26 protein-coding genes are annotated in these 25,181 nt (G+C 72.3%); 14 read left to right on the forward strand and 12 right to left on the reverse strand.

Annotated features, from left to right (window positions below; all coding sequences use genetic code 11):
* Positions 1 to 86 precede the first annotated feature (86 nt).
* Genes ACR9E3_RS16595 through ACR9E3_RS16620 form a run of 6 tightly spaced genes read left to right on the forward strand, consistent with a single transcriptional unit; the run spans position 87 to position 7,239 of the window.
* Positions 87 to 1,913: a polysaccharide biosynthesis protein gene (locus ACR9E3_RS16595; RefSeq protein WP_460381413.1), complete on the forward strand. Its 1,827-nt coding sequence runs from the start codon at positions 87 to 89 to the stop codon at positions 1,911 to 1,913.
* On the forward strand, positions 1,910 to 3,124 hold the full coding sequence (locus ACR9E3_RS16600; protein WP_460381415.1) for a glycosyltransferase: 1,215 nt from the start codon (positions 1,910 to 1,912) through the stop codon (positions 3,122 to 3,124). Before ACR9E3_RS16595 ends, ACR9E3_RS16600 begins: the two co-directional genes overlap by 4 nt.
* Complete coding sequence (locus ACR9E3_RS16605) at positions 3,121 to 4,422, forward strand: polysaccharide biosynthesis protein (protein ID WP_460381416.1); 1,302 nt, start codon at positions 3,121 to 3,123, stop codon at positions 4,420 to 4,422. Before ACR9E3_RS16600 ends, ACR9E3_RS16605 begins: the two co-directional genes overlap by 4 nt.
* The gene (locus ACR9E3_RS16610; RefSeq protein ID WP_460381417.1) at positions 4,419 to 5,735 is read left to right on the forward strand and encodes an O-antigen ligase family protein; all 1,317 of its coding nucleotides are present in this window, start codon (positions 4,419 to 4,421) and stop codon (positions 5,733 to 5,735) included. The genes ACR9E3_RS16605 and ACR9E3_RS16610 overlap by 4 nt, the downstream gene beginning before the upstream one ends.
* Positions 5,732 to 6,607 (forward strand): glycosyltransferase family 2 protein, encoded by an 876-nt coding sequence (locus tag ACR9E3_RS16615; RefSeq protein ID WP_460381418.1) that lies wholly within the window; start codon positions 5,732 to 5,734, stop codon positions 6,605 to 6,607. The genes ACR9E3_RS16610 and ACR9E3_RS16615 overlap by 4 nt, the downstream gene beginning before the upstream one ends.
* The gene (locus ACR9E3_RS16620) at positions 6,604 to 7,239 is read left to right on the forward strand and encodes a CatB-related O-acetyltransferase (protein WP_460381419.1); all 636 of its coding nucleotides are present in this window, start codon (positions 6,604 to 6,606) and stop codon (positions 7,237 to 7,239) included. Before ACR9E3_RS16615 ends, ACR9E3_RS16620 begins: the two co-directional genes overlap by 4 nt.
* 186 nt (positions 7,240 to 7,425) lie before the next feature.
* Here ACR9E3_RS16620 and ACR9E3_RS16625 read toward each other — a convergent pair whose 3' ends face one another.
* From ACR9E3_RS16625 to ACR9E3_RS16645, 5 genes are all read right to left on the reverse strand, one after another.
* Complete coding sequence (locus ACR9E3_RS16625; RefSeq protein WP_460381421.1) at positions 7,426 to 9,660, reverse strand: bifunctional polysaccharide deacetylase/glycosyltransferase family 2 protein; 2,235 nt, start codon at positions 9,658 to 9,660, stop codon at positions 7,426 to 7,428.
* A gap of 2 nt (positions 9,661 to 9,662) precedes the next feature.
* Positions 9,663 to 10,352, reverse strand: coding sequence for a hypothetical protein (locus ACR9E3_RS16630; RefSeq protein ID WP_460381422.1), 690 nt, complete (start codon positions 10,350 to 10,352; stop codon positions 9,663 to 9,665).
* A 111-nt stretch (positions 10,353 to 10,463) separates the two neighbouring features.
* Positions 10,464 to 11,252, reverse strand: a complete 789-nt coding sequence (locus ACR9E3_RS16635; protein ID WP_460381423.1) for a hypothetical protein — start codon at positions 11,250 to 11,252, stop codon at positions 10,464 to 10,466.
* On the reverse strand, positions 11,249 to 11,587 hold the full coding sequence (locus tag ACR9E3_RS16640; RefSeq protein WP_460381424.1) for a hypothetical protein: 339 nt from the start codon (positions 11,585 to 11,587) through the stop codon (positions 11,249 to 11,251). Before ACR9E3_RS16640 ends, ACR9E3_RS16635 begins: the two co-directional genes overlap by 4 nt.
* Positions 11,584 to 12,216: a hypothetical protein gene (locus ACR9E3_RS16645; protein ID WP_460381425.1), complete on the reverse strand. Its 633-nt coding sequence runs from the start codon at positions 12,214 to 12,216 to the stop codon at positions 11,584 to 11,586. The genes ACR9E3_RS16640 and ACR9E3_RS16645 overlap by 4 nt, the downstream gene beginning before the upstream one ends.
* 162 nt (positions 12,217 to 12,378) lie before the next feature.
* On the opposite strand from ACR9E3_RS16645, the gene ACR9E3_RS16650 reads away from it, so the two are divergent.
* Genes ACR9E3_RS16650 through hepT form a run of 3 tightly spaced genes read left to right on the forward strand, consistent with a single transcriptional unit; the run spans position 12,379 to position 14,067 of the window.
* A complete protein-coding gene (locus ACR9E3_RS16650; RefSeq protein ID WP_460381426.1) occupies positions 12,379 to 13,233 on the forward strand; it encodes a chitosanase in 855 nt (284 codons plus the stop codon).
* Between the two features lie 28 nt (positions 13,234 to 13,261).
* Positions 13,262 to 13,648 carry a type VII toxin-antitoxin system MntA family adenylyltransferase antitoxin gene (mntA, locus tag ACR9E3_RS16655; RefSeq protein ID WP_460381427.1) on the forward strand — a complete coding sequence of 129 codons (387 nt, stop codon included), beginning with the start codon at positions 13,262 to 13,264 and terminating at the stop codon, positions 13,646 to 13,648.
* The gene (hepT, locus tag ACR9E3_RS16660; protein WP_460381428.1) at positions 13,645 to 14,067 is read left to right on the forward strand and encodes a type VII toxin-antitoxin system HepT family RNase toxin; all 423 of its coding nucleotides are present in this window, start codon (positions 13,645 to 13,647) and stop codon (positions 14,065 to 14,067) included. The genes mntA and hepT overlap by 4 nt, the downstream gene beginning before the upstream one ends.
* A gap of 129 nt (positions 14,068 to 14,196) precedes the next feature.
* On the opposite strand, the gene ACR9E3_RS16665 is transcribed toward hepT, so the two are convergent.
* The 5 genes from ACR9E3_RS16665 to ACR9E3_RS16685 all read right to left on the reverse strand — a co-directional run bounded on the left by ACR9E3_RS16665 (position 14,197) and on the right by ACR9E3_RS16685 (position 17,036).
* Positions 14,197 to 14,472 carry a hypothetical protein gene (locus ACR9E3_RS16665; protein ID WP_460381430.1) on the reverse strand — a complete coding sequence of 92 codons (276 nt, stop codon included), beginning with the start codon at positions 14,470 to 14,472 and terminating at the stop codon, positions 14,197 to 14,199.
* 137 nt (positions 14,473 to 14,609) lie between these two features.
* Positions 14,610 to 14,846, reverse strand: coding sequence for a hypothetical protein (locus ACR9E3_RS16670; protein WP_460381432.1), 237 nt, complete (start codon positions 14,844 to 14,846; stop codon positions 14,610 to 14,612).
* A gap of 159 nt (positions 14,847 to 15,005) precedes the next feature.
* A complete protein-coding gene (locus ACR9E3_RS16675) occupies positions 15,006 to 15,665 on the reverse strand; it encodes a class I SAM-dependent methyltransferase (protein WP_460381434.1) in 660 nt (219 codons plus the stop codon).
* A gap of 82 nt (positions 15,666 to 15,747) precedes the next feature.
* Positions 15,748 to 16,707, reverse strand: coding sequence for a hypothetical protein (locus ACR9E3_RS16680; RefSeq protein ID WP_460381436.1), 960 nt, complete (start codon positions 16,705 to 16,707; stop codon positions 15,748 to 15,750).
* Positions 16,704 to 17,036, reverse strand: coding sequence for a PadR family transcriptional regulator (locus ACR9E3_RS16685; RefSeq protein ID WP_460381437.1), 333 nt, complete (start codon positions 17,034 to 17,036; stop codon positions 16,704 to 16,706). The genes ACR9E3_RS16680 and ACR9E3_RS16685 overlap by 4 nt, the downstream gene beginning before the upstream one ends.
* A gap of 143 nt (positions 17,037 to 17,179) precedes the next feature.
* Between ACR9E3_RS16685 and ACR9E3_RS16690 the strand changes: the two genes are divergently transcribed.
* Positions 17,180 to 18,088, forward strand: a complete 909-nt coding sequence (locus tag ACR9E3_RS16690) for an SGNH/GDSL hydrolase family protein (RefSeq protein ID WP_460381438.1) — start codon at positions 17,180 to 17,182, stop codon at positions 18,086 to 18,088.
* Between the two features lie 9 nt (positions 18,089 to 18,097).
* On the opposite strand, the gene ACR9E3_RS16695 is transcribed toward ACR9E3_RS16690, so the two are convergent.
* A complete protein-coding gene (locus ACR9E3_RS16695; RefSeq protein ID WP_460381439.1) occupies positions 18,098 to 19,648 on the reverse strand; it encodes a class I adenylate-forming enzyme family protein in 1,551 nt (516 codons plus the stop codon).
* Positions 19,649 to 19,650: 2 nt separating this feature from the next.
* Complete coding sequence (locus tag ACR9E3_RS16700) at positions 19,651 to 20,301, reverse strand: nitroreductase family protein (RefSeq protein WP_460381440.1); 651 nt, start codon at positions 20,299 to 20,301, stop codon at positions 19,651 to 19,653.
* A 98-nt stretch (positions 20,302 to 20,399) separates the two neighbouring features.
* On the opposite strand from ACR9E3_RS16700, the gene ACR9E3_RS16705 reads away from it, so the two are divergent.
* The 4 genes from ACR9E3_RS16705 (at position 20,400) to ACR9E3_RS16720 (ending at position 25,167) form a co-directional block, all read left to right on the forward strand.
* Complete coding sequence (locus tag ACR9E3_RS16705; RefSeq protein ID WP_460381441.1) at positions 20,400 to 22,292, forward strand: flavin-containing monooxygenase; 1,893 nt, start codon at positions 20,400 to 20,402, stop codon at positions 22,290 to 22,292.
* Positions 22,289 to 22,876 (forward strand): TetR/AcrR family transcriptional regulator, encoded by a 588-nt coding sequence (locus tag ACR9E3_RS16710; protein WP_460381442.1) that lies wholly within the window; start codon positions 22,289 to 22,291, stop codon positions 22,874 to 22,876. Before ACR9E3_RS16705 ends, ACR9E3_RS16710 begins: the two co-directional genes overlap by 4 nt.
* A gap of 288 nt (positions 22,877 to 23,164) precedes the next feature.
* Complete coding sequence (locus ACR9E3_RS16715; protein ID WP_460381444.1) at positions 23,165 to 23,623, forward strand: DUF4232 domain-containing protein; 459 nt, start codon at positions 23,165 to 23,167, stop codon at positions 23,621 to 23,623.
* Positions 23,624 to 23,895: 272 nt separating this feature from the next.
* Positions 23,896 to 25,167, forward strand: coding sequence for a pentapeptide repeat-containing protein (locus tag ACR9E3_RS16720; RefSeq protein WP_460381445.1), 1,272 nt, complete (start codon positions 23,896 to 23,898; stop codon positions 25,165 to 25,167).
* The last annotated feature ends 14 nt before the right edge of the window (positions 25,168 to 25,181 follow it).

Consider the following 25,181-nt stretch of genomic DNA (forward strand, 5'->3'; position numbering starts at 1 on the left):
TTAACTCTATCGGGTGTACGTCACGCCACCAGAAAACACAAGCTGTGACCGATGACTGATGACTTGATCGCTCCGGGGGGGGCAACGTGCATCGTCCTGCGCTGTGGGAGGCCGAACGTCGACACCTCGCTTTGTTGGGTGTCGACTGCGTTGCGTGGGTAGTCGCGCTGGCTGCGGTGATATTTGCGCCGCTGTGGGCACCGGGTACCGACGTACATGATCGCTTCGTCGAGTTCGCGCTCGTGGCGATCGTCGGCACGGCGGCCGCCGGCACCGCGTGCTCGATCTACCGAGGTCTGCACCGCCTGGGCAGCGCCGAAGAGGCCGTCAGCCTCGCGATCGTGTTCGGTGGAGTCGGAGCACTCGTCGCGGGTCTCGCGACGATGAGAAGGATCAGCGAGGGCGCCGTGCCACTCACGGCGACACTCATCGCGGCCGCCACTGCCGTCGGCGCGCGTCTGGCCCTTCGCCGCATGCAGGAAAGGCGTGCTCGCCGGACGCCGGCGACGGAGCGCGTTCTCGTTTTCGGTGCCGGCCACGTGGCGATCGAACTGGTGCGCTCGATGCTGGCCGACCCCCGCGGCGGACACGTGCCCGTGGCGATCATCGACGACAGTCTGAGCCCCCGGCGTCGGCGCATTCACGGCGTCGGCGTCTACCCCGGGGTGGAGTGCCTGTCCGTGGTGGCCCCCAAGGTCGGAGCGACCGCCCTCGTCGTGGCCACCCGAAGGGCTCAGCCCGAGACCGTCCGTCGGGTGTGCGCCGAGGCATGCCGGATCGGGCTGTCGGTCCATGTACTTCCGCCACTCGCTGAGCAGTTCCGCCCGCGGATGACCGATCTCCGGTCGATCGAATTGTCGGACCTGCTCGGCAGGCGGCCGTTGCAGACCAATGTCGCGGCGGCGGCCGGCTACCTGCGCGGCCGCCGGGTCCTCGTCACGGGGGCGGGTGGTTCGATCGGATCGGAGCTGTGCCGGCAGGTCTCCGCCTTCGGTCCGGCCGAGCTGATGATGCTGGACCGCGACGAGTCCGCGCTGCATGCGGTGCAGCTCGCCATCTACGGCAGCGCCCTCCTCGACACACCCGATGTCATTCTCGCGGACATCCGCGATCGCGACAGCCTCCTCGAGATCTTCCTCGAACGCCGTCCCGAGGTGGTGTTCCACGTCGCGGCGCTCAAGCATCTCCCGATGCTCGAGCAGTACCCGGATGAAGCATGGAAGACCAACGTCCTCGGCACCCTCAACGTGATGGACAGCGCGCTGCAAGCCGGGACCGAGACGTTCGTGAACGTCTCGACCGACAAGGCGGCCAATCCCACGAGCGTTCTCGGCCGCTCCAAGCGGCTCGGCGAGCGAGCCGTCGCGGCGCGCTCGCTCACCGCGGGTGGCCGATACCTTTCCGTCCGTTTCGGCAACGTCCTCGGCTCTCGCGGGTCGGTGTTGACGACGTTCACCGAACAGCTCTGCTCCGGCGGGCCTCTGACCATCACCCATCCCGACGTCACGCGGTTCTTCATGACGATTCCTGAAGCCGTCGAGCTCGTGATACAGGCGGGAGCTGTCGGTGGACCGGGCGAAGTCCTGGTTCTGGATATGGGCGACCAGGTCCGCATCGCCGACGTCGCTCACCAGCTCATGGCTCTCTCGGGGCGCCGCGCCGACATCGTCTACACCGGCCTCCGCAGTGGCGAGAAGCTCCACGAGGAGTTGTACAGCGAGAACGACGCCGCCGGCGTACGGGTCCACCCACTGATCACACATGTCGCGGTGCCGAGTCTGGACCCCAGCATTGTCCGTGCGTCATCGGCCGCGGACATGGCGGCGCTCACGACGATGGCGACCGCGCAGCCGGCGATCGCGCCCGAAACCGCGCGGCCGACGGCCGTTTCCGATGGGCGTCAGCCGGCATGACCGACGACCGCGTTCACGACGGCCGCGGCACAGCTCCACCAGGAGCACCAGCGAGGTCTCGTATCAGCCTCTTCACCGAAGCACGATTTCGTCGCACCGAGGACGGGAGCTGGCGAGCGTTGCACCACGCGGAAGCCGCGAGCATCGCCCGCTTCGCCGGCGCGGAGCGGGACGTCGTGGTGGTGGCCAGGGCGACCACGAGACCGACGGACGGCGACGGCGTGCCCGTCGACGCATCGGTGCAGCCCCTCCCGTACTACGTGGGGCCTCTGGCGTTCGTCGCAGCCTTGCCCCGTCTCGTCCCGGCCGTGCTCCGCGCCGTCCGCACGGCCGACCGGATCGTCCTGCGGATGCCCGGCACCATCGGGAGCCTGGCTGCGGTGGGGTGTCGCCTCACGGGACGTCGCTATGCGGTCGAAGTCGTCGGTGATCCCGTGGCCGTCATGCGCAGCGGGGTACTCGGCGCGGGAGGACACCTGCTCGCGGGCCTGTTCGGTCGTCAGATGCAGTGGGTGGTCCGCGGGGCGAGTTCCGCGGTCTATGTCACCGAGAAGACGCTTCAATCCACCTATCCGCCGTCGGTCGGCACGGTGAGCGCAGGTATCTCCGACATCCGTCTCTCGAGGGAGATGGTCGCCGACCGGCCGCCGAGCGCCCACCCAGGATCCTTCCACTTGGTCACGGTGGGCCACCAGGATCAGCACTACAAGGGGCACGACGTCCTCCTGCGCGCCATCGCCCTCCTACGACGGAATGGCGTGGACGTCCGCGCCACCGTCATCGGCGGCGGTCGTCTGCACGAAGAGCTGCGGACGCTGCGCGACCAACTGTCGCTGGGCCCCTGGGTGGAGCTCACGGACACCCTCAACGACCGCAAGGCAGTCACCACGCACCTCGACTCCGCCACGTTGTTCGTGCTTCCGTCCAGGACAGAGGGCCTACCGCGAGCGCTGATCGAGGCCATGGCGCGGGGCCTCCCTGCTGTCGCGTCGCGCGTAGGGGGAGTTCCCGAGCTGCTCGGCGCCGAATGCCTGGTGCCCCCGGGGGACCCGGGCAGCCTTGCCCGGAAGATCGGTGCGCTGCTCGCGGACCCCCAGCAGCGCATTGCGCTGGGACGGCGAAATCTCGAGCACGCCCGTCGCTTCGACGCCGCGACACTGGAGAGGAGGTGGGGATCGTGGGTGGACGCGCTGCCAGCATCGATGCCGTGACGGGACAGTCGGCGACTCGCACCCGAGCCTTGCTGCCGTCGGGTCTGGCGGCCAACGGCGCCGCCCTCGCGCTGTCGGCGTTGGCCGTCCTCGTCACCGCTGTCGTCCTCGGCGCGGCCGGACGTGGCCAGATCGCCGTGCTCACCGTTCTCGCCTCGTACAGCGTCGTGGCAGTCGGCTTGAGCCTGGAATCCGGCATCCTCCACTTTGGGTCCGGGTCGACATCACGCCGTGCTCGCTCGCTCCGACGCGACACCGCAGTCATCACCGGTGTCACCTTCGTCGTCGGTGTCGTTGTCCTGGCGATCGCCTGCCGCCTCCTGGTGCACCCACCCCTCTCCGCGGCGCTGACGGTCGTCTTCGCCCTGGGGTACGCATCTCCGGTGCTGATCCCGCCGGCGACCGCTTGGGACCGCTTGCAGGGCCGCCACCACGCCGCGACCTGGCGCCCGGTCGTCGTGCTGATCGCCCAGCAGCTCGGCGGTCTGGTCGGGCTGTGGCTCGATCCGTCCGTCGCGGCTTTCGTCGTGTGCGGGGCAGTGGCCTCTGTGCTCGCAGTGATCGCGACGCTGGCCCTCCACCTGCGGCCGGCGGCTGGCCGACAGCTCGGGCCCGGAGGAGACACGCGGAACGCTGCGACGACGCCTCCAGGCGACTCCGCCGGGGATCACCCGACGCCGCCCACCCCGGGCCGCCGGGAACTGATCACGTACTCGGTCAAGGGGCATGGCGGGGTGCTGTTGCACCTCTATGCGATGCGGGTGCCGCTCATCGCCGTCTCATTGAGCGCCGGAGCTGCGGCGGCCGGGCTCTACTCGGTCGCGGCGGCGTTGGCCGAAGTGGTCATCGTCGTCAGCCAGGCCCAGCTCGGGCGCGTGCTGGCGGCGGCGACGGGCGATCGGGGCGACTTCACGGTCCTGCGGCACCAGCTGAAGCTCGGCGCCGTCCTGTCCCTGGGGGTCGGACTCATCCTCCTCGGCGTCGCGGCCGTGGCCCCTCGGCTGCTGCCCACCGATTTCGCCACGCTCGTGCTGCCGACCGCGGTGCTGCTGCCCGGCATCGTCGCCCTCGGCACCTGGCGACTCGCCGCGTACGACCTGGCCGCCCGCGGCGGAGCGGGTGCGCGCACGACCTCTGCCGCCTGGGGCGCCTCGGTCGTCACCGTGCTCTTGGTGGTCCTCGTCCCGGCCTGGGGTGTGGTCGGGGCCGCGGCTTCCGCAACGGTCGGCTTCGCCGTGATGTTGGTCGCCCTCTGGTGGGCGGCCGGCCGTCCGTCGCTGCGGGGAGACCGAGGATGACCACGGTCATCACCAGGCCGGAGCGCCCGACACGCACGCTGTCGTCCACGGTGAACCGCCGGGAGGTGCTGCTCGGCGCGGCCGGAGTCGGCGTCACGGTCGCGTCCATCACTCCCCTCGCGGCCGTCGCGGCTGCCATCCCCCCCGTCGTCGTCCTGATCGGCGAGTGGACCGGCCGGCGCGCGTGGACCGTCACCGGCATCGTCGCCTCCACCCTCTACGTCGTGCACGCCCCCGGGGGCTTGCGGGAGTCGTTGCTCGTCGCGTTGTGCGCCCTCGCGGGGATGGTGGCTCGCCTCGTCCTCGGCGGGCTCGAAGCTCCGGTCCACCGCGCCGTCCCGCCGGCGCTCCTGCTGCTGGTCGTGACTCTCGATTTCCTGCTCCGCCCCCCGGTCAGCGTCCCGGGCCAGTACTCAGTCTTCGAGCAGACCGTGCTGCTGGCGTGCTTGATCGCCGTCCTCACCCAGGGCCGGACCGAGCCCGACGAGACGCGCCGCACGGAGGCGGCACTCCACCTCGCCCTCGTCGCCACGGCGCTGACCGCAGGGGCCGACTCCCTGAGCGCACTGAGCACGGCCGACGCCGAACTGATCGCCGCTCGGCAGGTGCAGAGCGTCTTCGGCGCGAGCAACTATGTGGCCGCGCTGCTCGCCCTCGCCGCCGTCGCATGCATCTACAAAGCTTGCAGCGGGTCCGGCTGGCGACTGCCCAACATCATCGCTGCCGTCGCCTGCCTCGTGATGATGGTGCCGCAAGCGTCACGAACCAGCACCATCGTGGTGCTCCTGGTCGTCACCTGGCTCCTGGTGCGCTATCGCCGGTTCGTATGGCTGTTGATAGCCGTGGCCTTCGGCGGCGTCGTCCTCTTCCTCTCCCCATCCATCGCCGTCCTCGACCGGTTCCAAGCTGCCGAGAAAGCGGGCGAAGAGCTGAACGGGCGGGTCGAGCTGTGGGACTTCGCTCTCCGTCTCTTCCGGAGCAACCCTCTCGTCGGTGTCGGCTCCGGCCGGGTGAGCGACGCGCTGCAAGAGGCGGCGTTCGTCCCCACCTACGTCCACGATCTCTGGCTGAGCTTCGCCGCGCAGTTCGGCATCATCGGCGTCGTCTTCCTGGCCCTCGGGACGCTTTGGATCCTTGCGGCCCGGGTCGGGCGCTACGCCCGCGTCCTCGCCATCACCGCCCTGGTGTCCTCGACGGTCGAGCCGGTGGTCGAGACGCTCGAAATGGGGCTTATCTTCACGGCCGTCATCTGCGCCGGCGCTGTACATCTGTCCTGCCTCACGAGCACAGCCAAGAGCGAGGAAGCTCGGTGATCTCCGCAGTTGTCGTCTATCACTCGGACCTCGAGCGCCTCACCGCGACGGTCGCCTCGTTGCGCCACCAGGTCGACGAGCTGATCGTGATCGACGTCAGCCCCTCGGGCGGCGCGGCCGGCCTCCCTGCCTCCGACACGGTCGTCCTGTCGAGGCCCGCCAACGAGGGGTACGGCTGGGCGTGCAACATCGGCATCACCGAGAGCAACGGCGATGTCGTCCTGATCTCGAACGCCGATATCCTCTACGAGGACGGGGCGATCGCGGCCCTCGCGAGGGCAGCTCGCTCGGGCGGTCTGTGTGCACCGCTCCAGACGACACACCGCGATTCCAGGCTGCCCGAGGACACCGCGGAGAGCCTCCAGCTGGGGATCTCGATCGCCGCATCGGCCAACCGCTGGCTCGGTCTGGGGCGACGCCGCTTCGCGGCTCGCCGCAGCGAACTCCTGACAGACCTTCCCGAGCTCCTGGCCGTGCCTACCACGATGACGCTGAGCGGAGCCTCGCTGATGGCCAGCCGCGCCACATGGGACGAGGTCGGGGGATTCGACGAGCGCTTCTTCCTGTACCAGGAAGATGCTGATCTCACCGTCCGATGCCACGAGCTCGGCGTCCCCGTTCACCTCGTCGCCCCGGCGTTGACCTTCCACGAGAGCGGGAGCTCCCGAGGTGGGTTCGACCGCGCCGTTCTCCGCTGGGCCATGACCAGCGAGCTCTCCGCGTGGCGGGCGCATCACCTACCCCGGCCCGTCCTGTGGCTCATCCAGCGGGTCGGTCTCCTCATCCGCGCTGCGCACGAAGCCGCCCGGGGCAACCGCCGACACGCCCACGAGTGGATGCGGCTCGTGCGTACGCAGGCGTCCACGCCGTGAGCGCCCTGGCCCGGCGGCTCAGGCCGACAGCCCTTCGCGCCCTGTGGGCGTTGGAGCGCAGATTGTGGACCTCGGACCTCGAACGACTGCGGCGCACCGGTCGGGTCGTCGTCGGACGCCACTCCTACGGTGAGCCACGAGTTCTGGAGTTCGGGCACGACCGCACGCGCCTCGTGATCGGCAACTACTGCTCGCTCGCGCGCGACAGCATGTTCGTCCTCGGGGGCAATCACCGCATCGACACGGTCACAACGTTTCCCCTGCGGATCCAGCTGGGGCTGGCGGGCGCAGGGTCCGATGGCCAGCCATGGTCGAAGGGCGACATCGTCGTCGGGTCGGACGTGTGGGTTGGCGCCCGCGCCACCGTGATCAGTGGTGTCACGATCGGTCACGGAGCCGTGATCGCTGCGGGTGCGGTGGTCACCCGCGATGTCCCACCGTTCGCCGTGGTCGGAGGTAACCCCGCCGTCGAGCTACGGCGTCGCTTCGACGAGCGACGGTCCCGCGCCCTGCTCGACATCGCGTGGTGGGACTGGGAGGACGAGGCCGTGCGCAGCGCAGTTGGTCACCTCGCGAGCACAGACGTCGATCGGTTCATCGAGACCTTCGGGACGCAGCGGGCGACGACGTGAGGCGGCCGGCCTCGATCGTTCGGAGGACGCCCGCGTCGCCAGCCACGGTCGGTATGGGCGACGCGCGGTCTCTCGTCCGAGAGGACGAGGTCAGACTTCGCCACGTACTGCTATGGCACCTACATCATCGACATCACCCGACCGTGCTGGCTGCGGCTGAGCACTAGCCCGTAACCCGACCGCCCATCACCGGCGACTGAGCACGACGAGCCGTTGTCGAGTGACGGGTACAGGCGACGCCGGACGCCGGCCCTCCGCTGCCAGGAGGTCCTCCAGCCCACCCACGCGCCGCAGCTTCTGCCACCCGAGCCGGATGCCGCCGAGCGCCGTGACCACCGACCGGATCAGCACCGTGTACATCAGCTGCCGGTAGACGATCTGCTGCAGCGGCAGGAACACCAGCACGCCGAGCTTCTCCCGCTCGAGCCGGAAGGCGATGACCGCGGCCGCGATCTGCACGGCCAGCACCGACGACCACATCACCAGCGTGGTGACCGGGTCGAGGAACAGCAGCCCGTAGACCAGGAAGATGTCGACCAGCGGCGCGAGCAGCGGCAGCAGCACCTGGAACACCGCGAGATGCGCCAGCCCGACCCGCCCGAACCTGCCCGAGGCACCGGACTCCACCACCGCGCGGCGGTGCTTCCACATCGACTGCATCGTCCCGTAGCTCCAGCGGTAGCGCTGGCGCCACAGCTGGCCCAGCGTCGCCGGGGCCTCGGTCCAGGCGCGCGCGGAGTCCTCGTAGACCACCCGCCACCCGGACCGGCAGATCGCCATCGTCAGATCGGTGTCCTCGGCCAGGGTGTCGTCGCTGACCCCGCCGACCTGCAGCAGCACCTGGCGGCGGAACGCGCCCACCGCACCCGGGATCGTGGGCATGCAGCGCAGCACGTCGTAGACCCGGCGGTCGACGTTGAAGCCCATCACGTACTCGATGTGCTGCCAGCGCCCGAGCAACCCGCGCCGCGACGCGACCTTCGCGTTGCCCGCCACCGCACCCACCGTCGGGTCAGCGAACGGCTGCACCAGCCGGCCGACCGTCGACGGCTCGAGCACGGTGTCCCCGTCGATCATGACGATGACGTCGTGGCGGGCGTGCGCGATGCCGGCGTTGAGCGCGGCGGGCTTGCCGCTGTTCTCCTGGCGGATCACCCGGACTCGCGGCAGCCGCAGCGCCTCGACGATCTCGGCGGTGCCGTCGGTGCTGCCGTCGTCGACCACCAGCACCTCGACGGGGTGCTCGCTCGCCACCAGCGACCGCACGGTCGCCGCGATGTTCTCCTTCTCGTTGTAGGCCGGGACGATCACCGACACCGACGCGGTCACCGGCGGTCCCCACGAGAACCCGAGAGCGTGCCGGCGACGGTGGTGGCGCACCGCGACCACCAGCATCAGCACCAGGCGGATCACCACGAGCACGCCGACGATCACCAGCAGCCAGGTCAGGACGTCGACGACGACCCCGGCCACCGCGACCAGGCCGATGAGGGTGGCGCCGGCCAGGTGCGCGCTGGTCGACGCGGTCCGGTTGTCGACCGGCAGCCCGACCGCGGTCTCGGCGGTGGCGAAGCGGTAGCCCTGCGCCTGCATCTCGGGGATGAGCCGGTCGAGCGCGGCGATGGTCTGCGAGCGTTCGCCGCCCGCGTCGTGCATCAGCACGACCCCGCCCGCGCCGTTCGCGGGCACGGAGTTGCGGACGATGGCGTCGACGCCGGGCCGCTCCCAGTCGCGGCTGTCGGTGTCGGACAGCACGGTGACGTAGCCATCGGCACCGGCGGCCTGGAAGGAGCGGAGCGCGTCGAGGGTCACCGCGTTCGCTGTCGACGAGTAGGGCGGGCGCAGCAGGTAGCTCGACTCCCCCAGGGCCCCGGCCAGCACGAGCTGTGTCTCGGAGAGCTCGCGGTCGATGCGCAGGCCCGACGCGTCGGACAGGTCGGGGTGGGTGAACGTGTGCAGCCCCACCTCGGAGCCGGCGGCGCGGATCTCGCGCAGCAGCTCGGGGTGGCGCGCGGCGTTCGAGCCCACCACGAAGAAAGTCGCCGGCACGTGGTGGCGGCGCAGCACCTCGAGCACCCGCGGGGTCCACGTCGGGTCCGGGCCGTCGTCGAAGGTCAGCGCGACGGTCTTCGCGGGCATCCGGGCGCTCGTCGGGTTCGCGCCGCGCGCGTCGATCACGGGGCCGCCGTCGGTGATGGCGGGCGGGACGCCGTCGGTCGCGTCGACCTCCGGCACGGCGCCGCCGGCGTCGACGCCGACCTGCGAGCGTGCCAGCCCGTCGACCAGCAGCAGGCAGCTGAACATCGTCAGCGCGATGACGACGAGCACGACGCCCCGGCGCGGCAGCCAGGGGCGCCGGGTGCGGGGTGCGCGCTGCGCGGACCGGAGGTCGCGGCCGCGGCGGGCGGAGTGGCGGGCCACCGTCAGGCTCCGATCGCGAGGATGTCGGAGCCCGCCGCGCCGAGGGCCGACGCGCCGGACGTCGTCGTCTGCGTGCTGTCCGTCGTGGACGCCGCGTGCCGCGGCGCGTGGTGGTGACGGTGGTGGTGCCGCTCGCGGTGCGTCTCGAGGTCGTCGCACGCGCGGTGATGTCCGCCGGTGGGCGAGGAGACCACCACGGGTCGCGACGTGTGGGTGACGACCCGGACGGTCACCAGCGACGAGCGGGTCACGCGGTGCACCACGGGTGCGGCGGCGGGCTCGGCGGCACGGTGACGCCCGCTGCCCGCTGCGGCGTGGTGCGGACGCCCGCTGCCCGCTGCGGTGTGACGCGGGGTCTCGCTGCGGCTCGCGTGCCGCGCCGCCGGGCGGGAGACCGCCGCGTCGGTGACGCGGGTGGGCGCCGGGGTCGCCGCGACGACGGTGTCGGCCGGGACGTCGACGCTGCCGTCGTCGTCCCCCTCGTCGATCTGCGGGCTCGGCGTGAGCGGCACGCCCGTGGCGGCGTCGATCGTGCCGCCGGTCGAGGTGACGGTGAGGCCGAAGGCCGCCAGGTAGGCGACCGACGCCGAGGCGCCGAGGTAGCCCAGCACCGAGAGCCCGCGCCGTCGGCGCCCGCTCGCGTCGACGAACACCGGCGCCGTCGCGACCTTCTCCCCCTCGGCAACGTCCATGACCGTCCCCCCGTGTGACCCGGACCCGCGGAGTGGATCCTCTGATCAGCCATCGCCACGGAGGGTGGTCATCGCTACGGCATCGGTGTCACTCGAAGTAGTGAATACCGGTCACCGGTTCGGCCGCCACGCCGCTCCGTCGCCGTCGGTGACGCTCGCGTCAGCCATCGCCGACACGTTCGGCGCGGGCCACTCGGCACCGATGTCCCGCAGCGCCTGCCCCATGGCGCGCTGCTCCGTGGCGATGCGGTCGGTCAGGGTGTTGATCTGCTGCACCGCCGTGAGGATCAAGGTCGCGGCGCCGCCGACCGCCACGAGGATCGCGCCGCAGGCGGCCGGGATGCCGACCACGGTGGCGGCTCCGACGATCGCGGTGACGACGGCGATGAGCATCAGCGCGGCGGCGGCCCCGAGCGCGAGCCAGAAGGACTCGATCTGGTCGGCGAGCCCGTGCAGCGAGGTCGCGAGCGCCTGGCTCTGCGCGATCATCGTGCCGAGCTGCTCGCCCTGGCGGGGCACCATCGCCTTGTACGCCTCCGCGCCGCCGCCCTCCCACTCGATGTTCGTCCGCATCTGGTCGAGGCCGAGCTTGCCGCCCGCGTCGCTGAGGGCGTCGGCGATCACCGCCCAGCCCGCCGCGGCCTGCCGGAGCCGGTCGGGGTCGCCGGGTTGGTCGAGGAACTGGCCGAACCGGTCGAGCACCGACTGCATCTCCGCCCGCACGCGCCGGAGTCCCTCGCGCACGGCCTCCAGGAGCTCGGGCGAGTGGAGGATCGGCCCGCCCACGGGGACGGGCGCGGACGCCGCGGCGCCCAGGGCCTCCTCGACGGCGGCGAAGAACTGCCGGAGCTTCTGCTCGAGGTCGTCCACCTGGGCGCGGACGTCGTCGACGACGGTCACCGCCCGCCGCCGGAGCGCAGGGCGTCGAGCTCGTGCGCGCCGGCCGCGTCCTCGCGCTCGTAGACGTCGGCCGCGGCGCTCAGCGCGTCGGCGATCGCGCGGAAGGCGGCACTGCCCTGGTCGATCAATCGGCCCATCCGGTCGCGGACGTCCTCGTAGGTGCGGTCGACCCCGGTATCGACCGCCCACATCGAGAAGGCCGCAGGCTCGACGAGCGCCAGTGCCAGCTCGCGGCGTGGCTGCTCGAGCGCCACGATGCCGGCCCGCCACACCTCCGCGTCGGTGCGCAGCGCCGCGAGCTCGACGTCGATGCCGCCGGCGTCCGGGCCGGTCACGGCCGCATCCCGGCCAGCCGGACGAGCCGTGCGGGATCGGCCGCGAGCTGCTGGAGCGCCACGGTCGCCGGGTGCGCCGGGGATGTCCTGGCTGCGTCGTGGCGACCGGAGAGCGCCTCGCCGACCTCGATCTCGATCTCGCGGGCGGAGGCGCCGCGGGCCCAGGTGATGTCGACGGTGACGTCGGTGACCACGCCGTGGTGGGCCGTCGCGGTGACGTGCTGCCGCGTACTGGCCCGCGTCGTGGCCCGCGGCGCCCGCGGCGGCGCCGAGCGCCGGGCGAGGTCCCGGGTGACGTCGGCGAGCAGCCGTTCGAGCGAGCCCTGCCAGGGCGTCAGATCGGGTGCTCCCGACGGCGTCGGGGGCGGCGCGGCACGGAGGTTCTCCTCGAGCCGTCGCCGCACCGCCCGCCCGGCCGCCGCGACGACCTCGGCGCCGAGCCGGCAAGGGTCGACCGACTCGCGCCAGTCGTCCGCCACCGTGACGTCCTCGAGCTCCCCGTCCGGGCCGAGGGTCACGACGACGACCTCGGAGCTCCGCGCCGGCGGCACAGGGGGCGGGCCTGTACGCGCGAACTCCGCGAACTCCGCGTCGTCCAGCCCGGCGAAGCCCCAGCGCCGCTCGTCCACGTGCCCCACCTCCCCCAGCGCACCCGCTCGGAGCGTGACACGGCGATCGATCGCGGAGGGGCCGAACGGAGAACCGGGTGCGCTCCGCGCACGTGAGCACCTCGGAGTGCTCTGGCACGCGGTACTGCTCACGTGCGCGCAGCGCACCTCTAGAGTCGCGCGGTGCGTCGTGATCGACCGGTCCTCCCCCGCCGCGGGTTCCTGACGCTCGGGGCCCTCGGTGCCGCGGCCGCGGGCTGGACCGTGCTCGCCGGGTGCAGCAGCCCCACCGTCGCCGCCGCACCCGGGCCGAAGGACCTCACCGACCCCGCCCGCCGCCACGTCGCCGAGGCGATCATCAGCACCTTCGAGAACTCCACGGTCGAGCTGCCCTACGCCGCCGCACAACGCCTCGACGACGGCCGCGGCATCACCGCCGGCCGCGCCGGGTTCACCAGCGGCACCCACGACCTGCTGCTCGTCGTGGCGCGCTACGAGCAGGTCGCCGGCGCCCCGACCCCGCTGAGCCGCTACCTCCCGGCGCTGCGGACCATCGACCGCCAGGTCCAGGACGGCAGCGACGGATCGAGCACCAAGGGCCTCGGCGGCTTCGAGGAGGTCTGGCGCTCGACCTCCCAAGCCGACCCCCGCCTCAACCAGGCCCAGGACGCCGTCTACGACGACCTCTACTTCCGTCCCGCCATGGACCGCGCCCGCGCGGCCGGGGTCACCACCGCCCTCGGGCAGCTCTGCCTGCTCGACACCGGCATCCAGCACGGCGTCGGCACCGGCCCCGACGACCTCCCCGCCCTGATCACCGAGACCGGACCGCAGGCCGGCGACGACCCCGCCTGGCTGCGACGTTTCCTCGAGGTCCGCCGACAGCACCTCGAGCACCCCGCCTACGAGGAGACCGCCGAGGTCTGGCAGGAGTCGCTCCCCCGCGTCGACACCCTCGAAGCCCTGATCGACCAGCAGCGCTTCGACCTCGACACCCCCATCTCCTGGACCTTCGCCGGACAGCGGTTCCAGGTCTGACCAGCAGCATCGCGGTACGGTGCGCCCCATGGAGATCGCCGAGATCGCTTCGGCCCTCGACGGACATCCGGCCACGGCCGGGCTCGACGTCCTCGTCCTCCACGGCTCGCGCGCCCGCGGCGACGCGGGACCCGGCTCGGACTGGGACTTCGCCCATCTCGCCGACGACGGCTTCGACCCTGTCGCTCTCCTCGCCGTCCTCACCGAGACCCTCGGCACCGACGCCGTCGACCTCGTCGACCTGCGGCGGGCCAGCGCACTGCTGCGCTTCCGCGCGGCCCGCGACGGCGTGCTCCTCCTCGAGCGCCGTCGAGATGCGTTCCTCGAGTTCCGTCTCGACGCGGTGATTTTCTGGTGCGACGCCGGGCCGGTCATCCGCGCCGCGCAGTCGGACGTCCTCACCTCTCTCGGATGAGTCGGGCCATCGACGGCGAGCTCCTCGCCGAACGCAGCGCGACCGTCCTCGCCCACCTCGACCGAGTCGCCGACCACCTCCCCGACGACCCGGCCGACCTTCGCCCGATGACGTCGGCGACCGACACGGTCGTCCTCCACCTCTGGCAGGCGATCCAGGTCGTCATCGACCTGGCCGCCGCGACCTCCGTGCGACTGGGCCTCGGGAGCCCGCCGACCTATGGGGACGCCTTCCGGCTCCTCGCCGACGCCGGCGTCCTCGATCCCGAGCTCGGAGCACGCCTGGGGCGCGCGGCGGCGTTCCGCAACCTGCTCGTCCACGCCTACGGGCGCCTCGACCTGCAGCGGGTCCACGCCATCGCCCGGAGCGGCCCCGACGACCTGCGCGCGTTCCTCGGCGCGCTCCGCGACCTCGTCTGACAGAACCCGGCCACATCGCCTGGTGCCATCTGCGTCAGGACGAGCGCGAGTTCACCGTCGCCAACATCCGGGATGTCGCTCCGCCGCCGTGAGCAGCGCCGACGTGCCGACCCCGAAGCCGGGCCCGCCTCACCCGAACCCGTCCGGCCGTTGGTCCGCCGCTTCCGCGCCGTCGTGGGCGTCGTCGCGCGGCGCGGGCACGTCCGGGTCGGCGCCACGCGACGTGTTCCCCGGGACACGGAACGACTCGCGCGGGCCGTCACCCGTGTCGTCACCCTCGGCCGGAACGCTCCGGACGACGATCGGGACGTCCGGCCCCGCGAGGCGCGCGACGACGAAGGCCACCGCGACAGAGACGACCAACCAACCGCCCAGCCCGACCAGCACCCACCCCACGATCGACATCGCCGCCCCCCGCCCGGCTCGACCCGCGAGACGGGCCCCGATCACCTGCTGACCTCGACGGGTTCCCCGGCCCAGAGTACGAGCGCGGCCGCCTGGCGGACAGACGTCGCGGCGCGCCGACCCTGGCCCGATCAGCCTCAGGCGCCGTCCCCCCGACGGTCCGCCGTCTCGGCGTCGTCATGGGCGCCGTCGCGCGGGGCGGGCACGTCCGCGTCGGGCTCCTCGGGCTCCTCCGGCGGCGACCTCGCGTCCCCCAGCCGGCGGTGCGTGTCCAGCAGTTCCAGGGCGGTCGGACGGTCCTCGCACATGAGACGGGCCAGGACGAGGGCGACGACGACCGCGACGGCCAGCCACACGCCCAGACCGACGAGCACCCACCCCAGTGTCGACACGGCCGCCCCCACGCCCGTTCCAGGGGCAGCACGGGACGCCGTCCCCGCCCGATCACCCGAAGTGACCGGTCAGCTCGACCCTAGGACGCTCGGCCACTCGCCGGGACCAGGCGGCATCACGATTCCGTCGCGAAGCGCGACTCAGGACGGCAGATGGGCGGTGAGCAGGTGGGCGGGCAGCATCCGCCGCCCGTCGCCGTCCAGCGGCAGATCGGGGCCCCACTCCGGCGGGGTGTACGCGTGGATCGCCGACGGCCGGATCATGTCGACCGTCCAGTACGGCGCGACCGCCTCGCGCAGCTCCTCGGCGCTCACGGCGTTCGGGCGGACGTCGTCGGGGAAGGGCGCGGTCACGTCGAACACGAGGACGTGCAGCACCGCGCCCGGCTGTGACGCCCGGGCGATCGCGGCGAGGTAGCCCGCGCGGCGGTCCACCGGCATCGAGTGGAACAGCGTCGAGTCGAGGACCGTCGCGAAGCGTCCGTCGTACCCGGTGAAGTCGGTGATGTCGGCGACCTCGACCTCCGCGCTCAGCCCGCGGTCGCCGATCGCCGCCCGGGCCTGGTCGACGGCCGCGGAGGCCGCGTCGAGGCCGACGACCTCGTAGCCGCGAGCGGCGAGGTCCAGGACGGTGGCGCCGATGCCGCAGCCGGCGTCCAGCACCGGGGAGCGCACCCACCCGGCCTCGACCAGCGCCGCGATCGCCGGCTGCGGCTCGCCGATGTTCCACGGCACCTCCGCGACGCCCTCGGCGACCGGTTCGCCCTGGTAGGCGGCGTCGAAGTCCGGCAACGAGCCCATGGCGGATCCTCCGTGACGCGACGATGGCGGCGAACGACCGCCATCGTCACCCCGCACCCCGACACCCGCAGGACGCGCCGCCTCAGGTCCCGACCGGCGAGCGGTCCGGACGCCGCGCCGTCGCCGCCGCCACGATCATCGCGACGCCTCCGAGCACGACGGTGATGACCGGACCGGCGTAGCCCGCATCGAGCACCGCCAGCTCGAGGAGCGCGGAGACGACCGTGTCCCCGGCCAGCACCGCGACGCCCGCGGAGACCGGCCCGCCGCGCCGAGAGACGGCGACCGCGACCGCCGCGAGCAGCAGAGCCGCCGCCTCCGGCTCGAACGTCTGCCGGACGACGAGCACGAGCGGCGCGACCACCGCGAGCACCGCGACGGCGCCCCCGAGCCAGGCCCACGGGTGGGCCACCTCCGGGAGGGCCGCGTCGCGGTGGAACCCGAGCAGCAGCAGCGCGACCGTCGCCAGCTCGAACAGGGAGAACGCGAGGGTCATGAGCGTCGACGGGCCGGCGGGGAGGACGAGGGCGACCACGTCGGGCACGCACGCCGCGGCAGCGAGCACCAGGGCACCCCCGCGCCGACCCGAGGTCAGCGCGGTCCAGGCCGGCAGCCAGCAGAGACCGAGCACGAACGCGATGCTGCTCCACCAGCCCACACCCGCGGGGTGCAGCAGCCCGTCGGTGACCACCCCCGCCTCGGAGGGTCCGACCACGATGGCGACGAGCTGCCACAGCACCGTGACCGCGGCCCCGGCGGCGTTGATCAGCACGGCACCGACGGCCGCCGCCCGCACCGTGTCCCCGACTCGGCGGGGCCCGGCCGGCGCCCCGTCACCACCCACCCGCGTGCGCACCGCCAGCCCCGCCACCGATGCGGTCTCGCCCCACCCGGGCCAGCCGTACTCGGCGTCGAGGTCGGCACTGTCGTCCCCCGCGCGACCCTCCAGGAAGACGTCGACCATCTCGTCCTCGCGCTCGGCGCGGTACCAGGCGGGCAGCACCCGCAGCAGGCGCCGGTAGCGGTCCTCGAGGCGGGTCATGCGGTGCTCCCTCCGGTCTCCGGGCGGGGTCGTCGGGCGCGCTCCAGGGCCACCCGGGCCGTGACCTCGCGGCGCGAGCCCTCGGCCACGAGCTCGGACAGGCCGAGGTCGCTGATGCGGTAGTACCGCCGCAACCGGCCCTGGTGGACCTCGTCGCGGTCGGGCTCGACGAGGCCGTCGGCGGTCAGGCGGTCCAGCACGCCGTAGAGCGTGCCCACCCGCAGCCGGACCCGTCCCTCGGAGATCTCCTCCGCCACCCGAACGATGCCGTAGCCGTGCATCGGCTCCTCGGCGAGCGCGGTCAGCACCAGGAAGGTCTGCTCGGACATCGATCGTTGTGCCACGAGCGATATATATCGCACACCGATGCATCGTGTCGACCCCCGCGCTCCGCCGACCGTGACCGCGCCGTGACCCGATCGTTGGATCGACGCGCGCCACACATCGACGGGCGCCCCATCGAAGGGACTCCATGCGCACCTCCGCGATGTTGCGGCGCACGCTGCTGGTGATCGTGACCGCGCTCGGCCTGCTGGGCCTCGCCGTTCCGGCCGCTCTCGCCTGGGAAGGCGGCGACGGCCACGGGGGCGGGGGCGGGGAACCCGGTCCGTCCGGCACCGTCGAGTACGTGAACATGGGCGACAGCTACAGCGCGGGCAGTGGCGTGCAGCCGCCCGCGCTCGGCGCGCCGCCGCAGTGCCTGCAGTCGGCGCGCAACTGGGGTCACGTCCTCGCGACGCGCTGGGGCTACGAGCTCACCGACGTCTCCTGCGGCGGCGCGGAGACCAAGGACTACACGACCTCGCAGTACCCCGGCGTCCGGCCGCAGGTCGAGGCGCTCTCGGCGTCGACCGACGTGGTCACCATGACGATCGGCGGCAACGACAGCGGCGTGTTCATCGGCGCGATCCAGGCCTGCGGCACGGCGGCGGCCACGACGGCCGGCACCGGCAACCCCTGCGAGCAGCAGAACGGCGACCGGTTCGTCGACACGATCAACAACGTCACCTACCCGTCGCTGGTGCGGGCCCTGGAGACGGTGAAGGACGCGGCACCGCACGCCCGGATCGCGATCGCCGGCTACCTGCAGATCCTCCCGGCGGAGCGGGGCTGCTATCCGATCATGCCGGTGGCGACCGGGGACGTCCCGTACCTCAACGACATCGAGGCCACCCTCAACGACGCCGTCCGCCGCGCCGCGGCGGCCACCGACGTCACGTTCATCGACGTCACCCCGGCGTCGCAGGGCCACGACGCCTGCCAGCCGCTGGGGACCCGCTGGATCGAGCCCGTCGTCGGCGGCACCAACCCCGTCGTCGTCCACCCCAACGCCCTCGGCGAGCAGGCCATGGCCGACCGCGCGGTGGCCGTCCTCGACTGACGGGCGTCGTCAGACCGCGGCACCGTCCCGCAGCCGCCGCTTGAGGATCTTCCCCTGCGGGTCGACGGGCAGCTCGTCGACGACGTGCACGGCCTTCGGGACCTTGTAGACGGCGAGCTCGGCCTTGCCGTGCGCCACGAGCTCGTCAGGACTCAGCTCGTGCCCGGCCCGGACGACGACGAACGCCGTGACCGCCTCCGACCAGTACGGGTCGGGCAGGCCGACGACCGCGACGCGCTCCACCGCGGGGTGGGCGTAGAGGACGCGCTCGACCTCCTGCGACGACACGTTCATCCCGCCCGACTTGATCATGTCTTTGAGCCGGTCGTGGAAGAACAGGTTCCCGTCGGCGTCGACGCGCACCATGTCGCCGGTGCGCACCCAGCCGTCGCGGAAGACCTCGGCGGTGCGCTCCGGGTCGTCGAGGTAGCCGAGCATCGCCGACGGCGAGCGGCAGATCAGCTCGCCGACCTCGGCGTCCCGGTCGTCGGCGTCGACGACCCGGATTTCGAGGTGCGTGACGGGCTTCCCGATCCACGTCGGGTCGCCGCCGGGGACGTCGTCGAGCGTGCGGAAGAAGCCGACGGTGCCCAGCTGCGAGAGCTCCGACTGCCCCCAGTACGTGCCCCACAGGACCTCGGGCGCCGCCGCCGACCAGGCGTCGATCACGTGCGGCGGGATCTGCCCGCCGTAGGTCATGCAGCGCCGCACCTGCCCGACGGTCTCCGGCCCGAACGCCTCCTGGGCGGCGAGTGCGATGTAGAAGGTCGGGGTCTGGGCGATGACGGTGACCCGCTCGCGCCCGATCACGCGCACCGCGGTCGCGGGGTCGGCGGTCGCCGGGAGCACGAGCGTCGCGCCCATCAGCGTCAGGCTGGTCATCGACCCGAGCCCGGCGATGGTGTGGAACGGCATGACGAACAGCCACGTGTCCGCCGGCCCCGTCTGCAGGCCCCAGCCCCACGCGGGCGCCGTCGACGCGAGGTAGTTGCGGTGCGGGATGAGCACGCCCTTGGGCGCGGCCTCGGTGCCGGAGGTGTAGACGATCAGCGCGACGTCGTTCTCGTCCAGCTCGACCACGGGCTCGTCGGCCGGCTGCTGCGCCAGCTCGGCCTCGAGCGCCGGGCCGTAGGCGAGCTGCTCGACGCCGTCGGGACAGGCGCCCGCGACGACGTCGCGGAACGCGTCCTCGGCGAGCACGAGCCCGGCCCGGCTGTGGGCGAGCTGGTGGGCGACCTCGGGCACGCGGTAGAGCGGGTTGACGCCGGTGAACGCCGCTCCGATCTTCAGCGCCCCGTAGTAGGCGGCGACGACGTCGACGCCGTTGCGCGCCATCGACGCGATGCGCCCGCCGCGGCCGATGCCCCGCGCGGTGAAGAGCTGCGCGAACCGGTTGGCCCGCGCGTCGAGGGCGCCGTAGGTGGTCTCGGTGCGGGTGCCGTCGGCTGTGTAGGCGATGAACGCGACCTTGTGCGGCTGGGTGCGGGCGTGCCGGCGCAGCTGGTCGCCGATCGTGGCGCGGCCCAGCAGGGTGCGGTGGTGCGGGGCGAGCTCGGCCACAGTCAGACGCCGGCCGCGCTGAACAGCGGCTGCCCGTAGGTCTCGCTGGAGACGATGTCCTCGACCGCCGAGCGCGTGAGCTTGCGGGGGAAGCCCTTCGCCGGGTAGCCGATCGCGAGGTGCGCGGCGGTGAGCACCCCGTCCGGGATGCCCAGCAGCTCGCGGACCTCGTTCTCGTGGTGGCACAGCAGCGTCGTCACCGCCGACCCGACGCCCTGGTCGCGCAGCGCGAGGCAGAAGTTCTGCACCGTCGGGTAGATCGACGCGCCGCCGACCACCGAGGCCCGGTCCAGCTCGAGGTCGGTCGGGTGCAGCCCGTCGATCTCGGCGCAGACGACGACGATCGCCGGCGCCTCGGCCAGGTGCTCGGCGAAGTGGTCGGCGTCCTGCACGGTCTTCGGCAGGGCGCCGACGTTCACCGAGCCGTCGCCGATCGCGCCGAGGTACGACTTCCACAACGGCAGGTAGAGATCGGCGAGCGCCTGCTTGCGGGCCGGGTCGCGCACGACCACCCAGCGCACCGGCTGGCGGTTGCCGCCCTGCGGACCGAAGCGCGCGGCGTCGAAGGCCCGGTGCAGCACCTCGTCGGGCACCGGGTCGTCCGTGAAGTACCGGCAGGTCCCCACGGTGCGCATCGCGTCGGTCAGCTCCATCGCCAACTCCTACCTATCCGTGGTTAGGTTCGTTGCGACCGGATCGTGCTGTGGCCCACGGCACAAGTCAAGCTGTTCCCGACGCTGACAGGGGGCTCATGTCCGCAGCAGTGACTGACACCGGCGGGGCGGACCTGGCGCAGGCGCTCGAGCACGCCAACCTGCCCTCGCTCGTGCCGGTCCTGATCCAGCTCACGGGCGACCGGCGCTGGCTCGCGGACCCCTACCGGCCCACCCGCAGCCGCGGCATGGACAACAACGACGGCGGCGGCTTCGCCGACGACGTCGCGGACGAGATCCGGGCGGCCGTGCTCGACGCCGTCGTCGCCCACGAGGCCGGCGTCCCGGTCGCGATCCCAGCCCCGACCGGCGAGCTCCTGCTCGAGCTGCTGAGCCTCGCCACCGGCGAGCCGGCCCCGCCCGAGTACGCCGACATGCTCGCCGAGGACCTCGGCTTCGCCCCCGAACCCGCGCCCACCGCGCCCGCCGGCACCGACATCGACGCCGTCATCGTCGGCGCCGGCGTCTCCGGGATGCTCGCCGCGATCAAGCTGCGCGGGGCCGGCATCGACCACGTCGTGCTGGAGAAGAACGACGAGGTCGGCGGCGGCTGGTGGGAGAACACCTACCCCGGCGCCGGAGTCGACACCCCCAGCCACCTCTACTCCTACTCGTTCGCCCCGCGGGACTGGAGCACCCACTTCGGCAAGCGCGACGAGGTCGAGCAGTACCTCCGCGACGTCGCCGACGCCCACGACCTGCGCCGGGTGATCCGCTTCGGTACCGAGGTCACCGGCGCGGCCTACGACGAGGACTCCGCCACCTGGACCGTGCGCACGGCTGACGGCAACGACGTCACCGCGCGGGTCCTGATCAGCGCGACCGGCGCCCTCAACCGCCCGAAGACGCCGGCGATCCCGGGCCTCGACAGCTTCGCGGGGCCCCTGTTCCACACCGCCGAATGGCCCGAGGACCTGGACCTGAGCGGCCGCCGCGTCGCCGTGGTCGGCGCCGGGGCCAGCGCCATGCAGGTGGTCCCCGCGATCGCCGGCACCCCGGAGCGCCTGACCGTCTTCCAGCGCTCACCCCAGTGGATCGCGCCCAACGACGTCTACTTCGAGGCATTCCCCGACGCCGTGCACCAGCTGATGAACCGGGTGCCTTTCTACCGCGAGTGGTACCGCGCCCGGCTCGCGTGGAACTTCAACGACCGCGTGCACCCGAGCCTGCAGGTCGACCCGGAGTGGGAGCACGGGAGCCGCTCGGTGAACGCCGTCAACGACGCGCACCGCCGGGTGTTCACCCGCTACCTGGAGGCCGAGCTCGAGGGCCGGCCCGACCTCGTGGAGAAGTCGCTGCCCGACTACCCGCCGTTCGGGAAGCGGATGCTGCTCGACAACGGGTGGTTCCGCGCCCTGCGCCGCGACGACGTCGACCTCGTCGCCGAGGGCGTCGCGGAGGTGACCCCGACCGGGCTGCGCGGCGACGGCGGCACCACCGTCGACGCCGACGTGATCATCATGGCGACCGGCTTCCACACCCACCGCTACCTGTGGCCGATCGAGGTCCGCGGCCGCGGCGGGGTCCGGCTCGCCGACGTGTGGGGTGCCGAGGACGCCCACGCCCACCTCGGGATCACCGTGCCCGGCTTCCCCAACCTGTTCATCACCTGCGGCCCCGGCACCGTCCTCGGGCACGGCGGCAGCTACATCACCATCGCCGAGTGCCAGGTGCGCTACATCGTCGACCTGCTCACGACGATGGCGCGGCGCGACCTGAAGGCGGTCGAGGTCCGCGACGAGGTCGAGCAGGACTACACGCGCCGCCACGACGAGGCCCACGCCCGGATGCTGTGGACCCACCCCGGCATGACCAACTGGTACCGCAATGCCGACGGCCGCGTCGTCTCCACCCTGCCCTGGCGCATCGTCGACTACTGGCGCATGACCCACGACGCCGACCTCGACGAGTACGCCGTCGAACCGCGATGACCACCGCCCGCAAGCCGACCGGCGAGCGCCGCACCGAGATCGTCGCGGCGGCCGCCGGGATCTTCGCCGACCAGGGCTACGCCGCGGTCGGCATGCGCGACATCGCCGACGCCATCGGCATCCGCGGCGCCAGCCTCTACCACCACTTCTCCTCCAAGGAGGAGATCCTCTACGCGATCTGCCTGACAGTCACCCAGGAGCCGTGCGACCAGAACCTCCCGCTGCTCGACGCTCCCGGAACGCCGAGTGAGCGCCTCGCCGCCCTGATCCGCGCCCACATCCGCCACCTGCTCCACCGCCGCGTCGAGTACATGGTCGGGCTCCACGAACGCCCCGCACTCACCCCGACCCACCGCGCCGAGATCGACGACTACCTGCACCACTACAACCGCCGCGTCCGCGACGTCCTCGCCGCCGGCATACGCAGTGGTGAGTTCCGCGCCCTCGATCCCGGGATCGCGGCGCTCGGGATCCTGGACATGCTCAACGGCGTCAGCGGGTGGATCCGGGGGACGAGCGACGAGGACACCGACGACGTCGTGGCGACCTACACGGCGCTGCTGTTCGACGGGCTGCGGGTATGAGGCCGGCCAGGGCGGACCGCCGAGTCACCGTGCGACGGGTCGCTTCGTTGATCGGGGATGCCGTCCTCGCGCCGCCACCGGAGAGAGCTGCTGCTGACCGTGGTGATCGGCGGTGCCGTGTTGCTGTTCACGGGTTGCCAACCGGTCGGTGGAAGACCGACCGCCTCCTCCGCCACGCAGGCCCCGAGCTCGACGTCGTCGTCCCCCGCCGCGCCGGCCGGCACGTCGGTCGCTCCTCCGGGGTCGACGACCGCCGCGGACCCCTCGACGACGACCACGACCACGCCGGTGACACCGGGCTCGACGACGACGGTGGCGCTCCCCCCGACGTCGCGGACGTGCACGATCGCGATCACGCTCGGCCCCGGCGAGGGAGCCATGGGCTCGCAGTACCAGCCAGTGATCTTCACGAACTCGGCTTCGACCCCATGTCAGCTGACCGGCGGCGCGCACGCCGAACTGGTCGACGCCGACGGCGCCGTGGTCGGGACGTCCTCCCCCATCGACGGCGGCACCACGCGCCTCGCTCCGAGGGAGGCCGTGACCAGCACGATGCGCAGCACACCGACGTACGCCTTCGACGAGGACCGCTGCTCACCCCGGCCGGTGGCCGGGCTGCGTGTCACCCCGCCGGCCGACGCCGCCTCGACAATGCTGCCCAGCCCCGTCGGTGCGACGGCGTGCACGGGGATCAACCGGAACACGCCGACCTTCACCGCGCTGCCCGTGGCCGGCGAGGGTCCGTGACCCGAAGACGCCCGAGGCCGGAATCCCCGCTGGTGTCTCCTGCCGGGCAGGGCCTCGGAGATTGGCCGTCTGATGGTCGGATCGCCACGACCTGCTCACGTGGAGCAACGGACCGGCGCGAGGGATCCATTCCGTGACCCGTTCAGCGGATGCGAGGAGAGGTCGTTCGGGCGCAGATTTCACTGAGAGCACAGGGCAGCGCGTGGGGGCGCCATGGGGGGCAGCTCGTCGCCGGACGACGTCAGGACACGGACCGGACTCCGGCCCCGTCCATGACCACGATCGACGACCCACCCGCAAACCTGCCCGGCCCGAGGGACGGGCCGGACGACGAGCGCGAGAGCGCCTCGAACGGTCACGGCACCACGAGTGATCCACTCCGTCTCCGCGAGATCATCGCCTACGAGGCGTCGGCGACCGCCGACCAGGAAGCCGCGAGCGCGCAGCGCGACGCCGCGCGCAGCCAGCTCAAGAGCACCCGCATCCAGGTGTGGAGCACCGCCCTCGCGCTGATCGTCGCCCTGGTGGCCGCGACGCAGGGGACCATCGGGCTGATCATCGCGTCGAGCGCGACGGCGTCCCAGGCCGACTCGGTGGAGCGGCAGAACCGCGAGACCCGTCTGGCCACCGCGATGGAGGCTCTCGGATCCGACGACCCGGCTGCTCGCATCGGCGGCTTCACGCTCCTGCAGCGCAACATCGAGGAGCGACTGGCCGTCGCCGAGACGCCCGAGAACACGGTCGCGGACAGGGAAGACGCCGCCGTGCTCTACAACAGCGCGCTCGACCTCGTCGAGAACTACCTCAAGTCACCGGACAAGACCGGCGGCGACCCGACGACGGTCGGCCAGGGCGTACCGCGGGTGCCCGCGGAGGTGAGCTACGTCGTCGGGCGCCTCGGATCGCTGGTTCGCCTTGGTCCTCGCGTGACGGCGATCCGGCGCGGCACCCACTCCCCTCGGCCGAACATCGACCTCGCGAATGCGATGCTCTACAAGACGACGTGGAACAACGTCGACTTCAGCGACCTCCCCGAGTCGAGCAAGTTCTTCCCCCGCATCGACCTGCGGGGCGCGAGCCTCGGTGGTTCCGGCTGGGCGGGAGTCACCCTCACCGGCGCCTTCCTCCAGTGCGCCGTCGTTCCCCGGGCCGGCGCGGACACCGCCCGTCCGGTCTTCGTGAGCTTCCGGAACGCCGATCTCACCCACGCCGATCTCCGCGGCGCGGACCTCTCCGGCGCCGACTTCACCGACGCGAACCTCGAGAGCGCGGACCTACGCGGCGCGAACATCGCGGGCACGATCCTGACCAATGCGGGAGTCGTGAACGCACGGTTCGACGACACCTTCGGCACACCGACCGGTGTCCCGGTCGGAAGGCCCGCCCACGCCCCCCGTGACGGCCCCTTCAGCCTTGGAGACGGACGACCCGGGAACTTCGGCGACGTGAGCAGGGCGAACTGCTTGGCCTCTCCGATCGGCACCTCGTCACCGTCGGCCACACCCGAGCTCCCGGCTGCCTGGCCCCGGCCGCGGCCGGTCTGATCCCGACTCCTCCA

It is taken from the genome of Actinomycetospora sp. C-140, assembly GCF_054796175.1.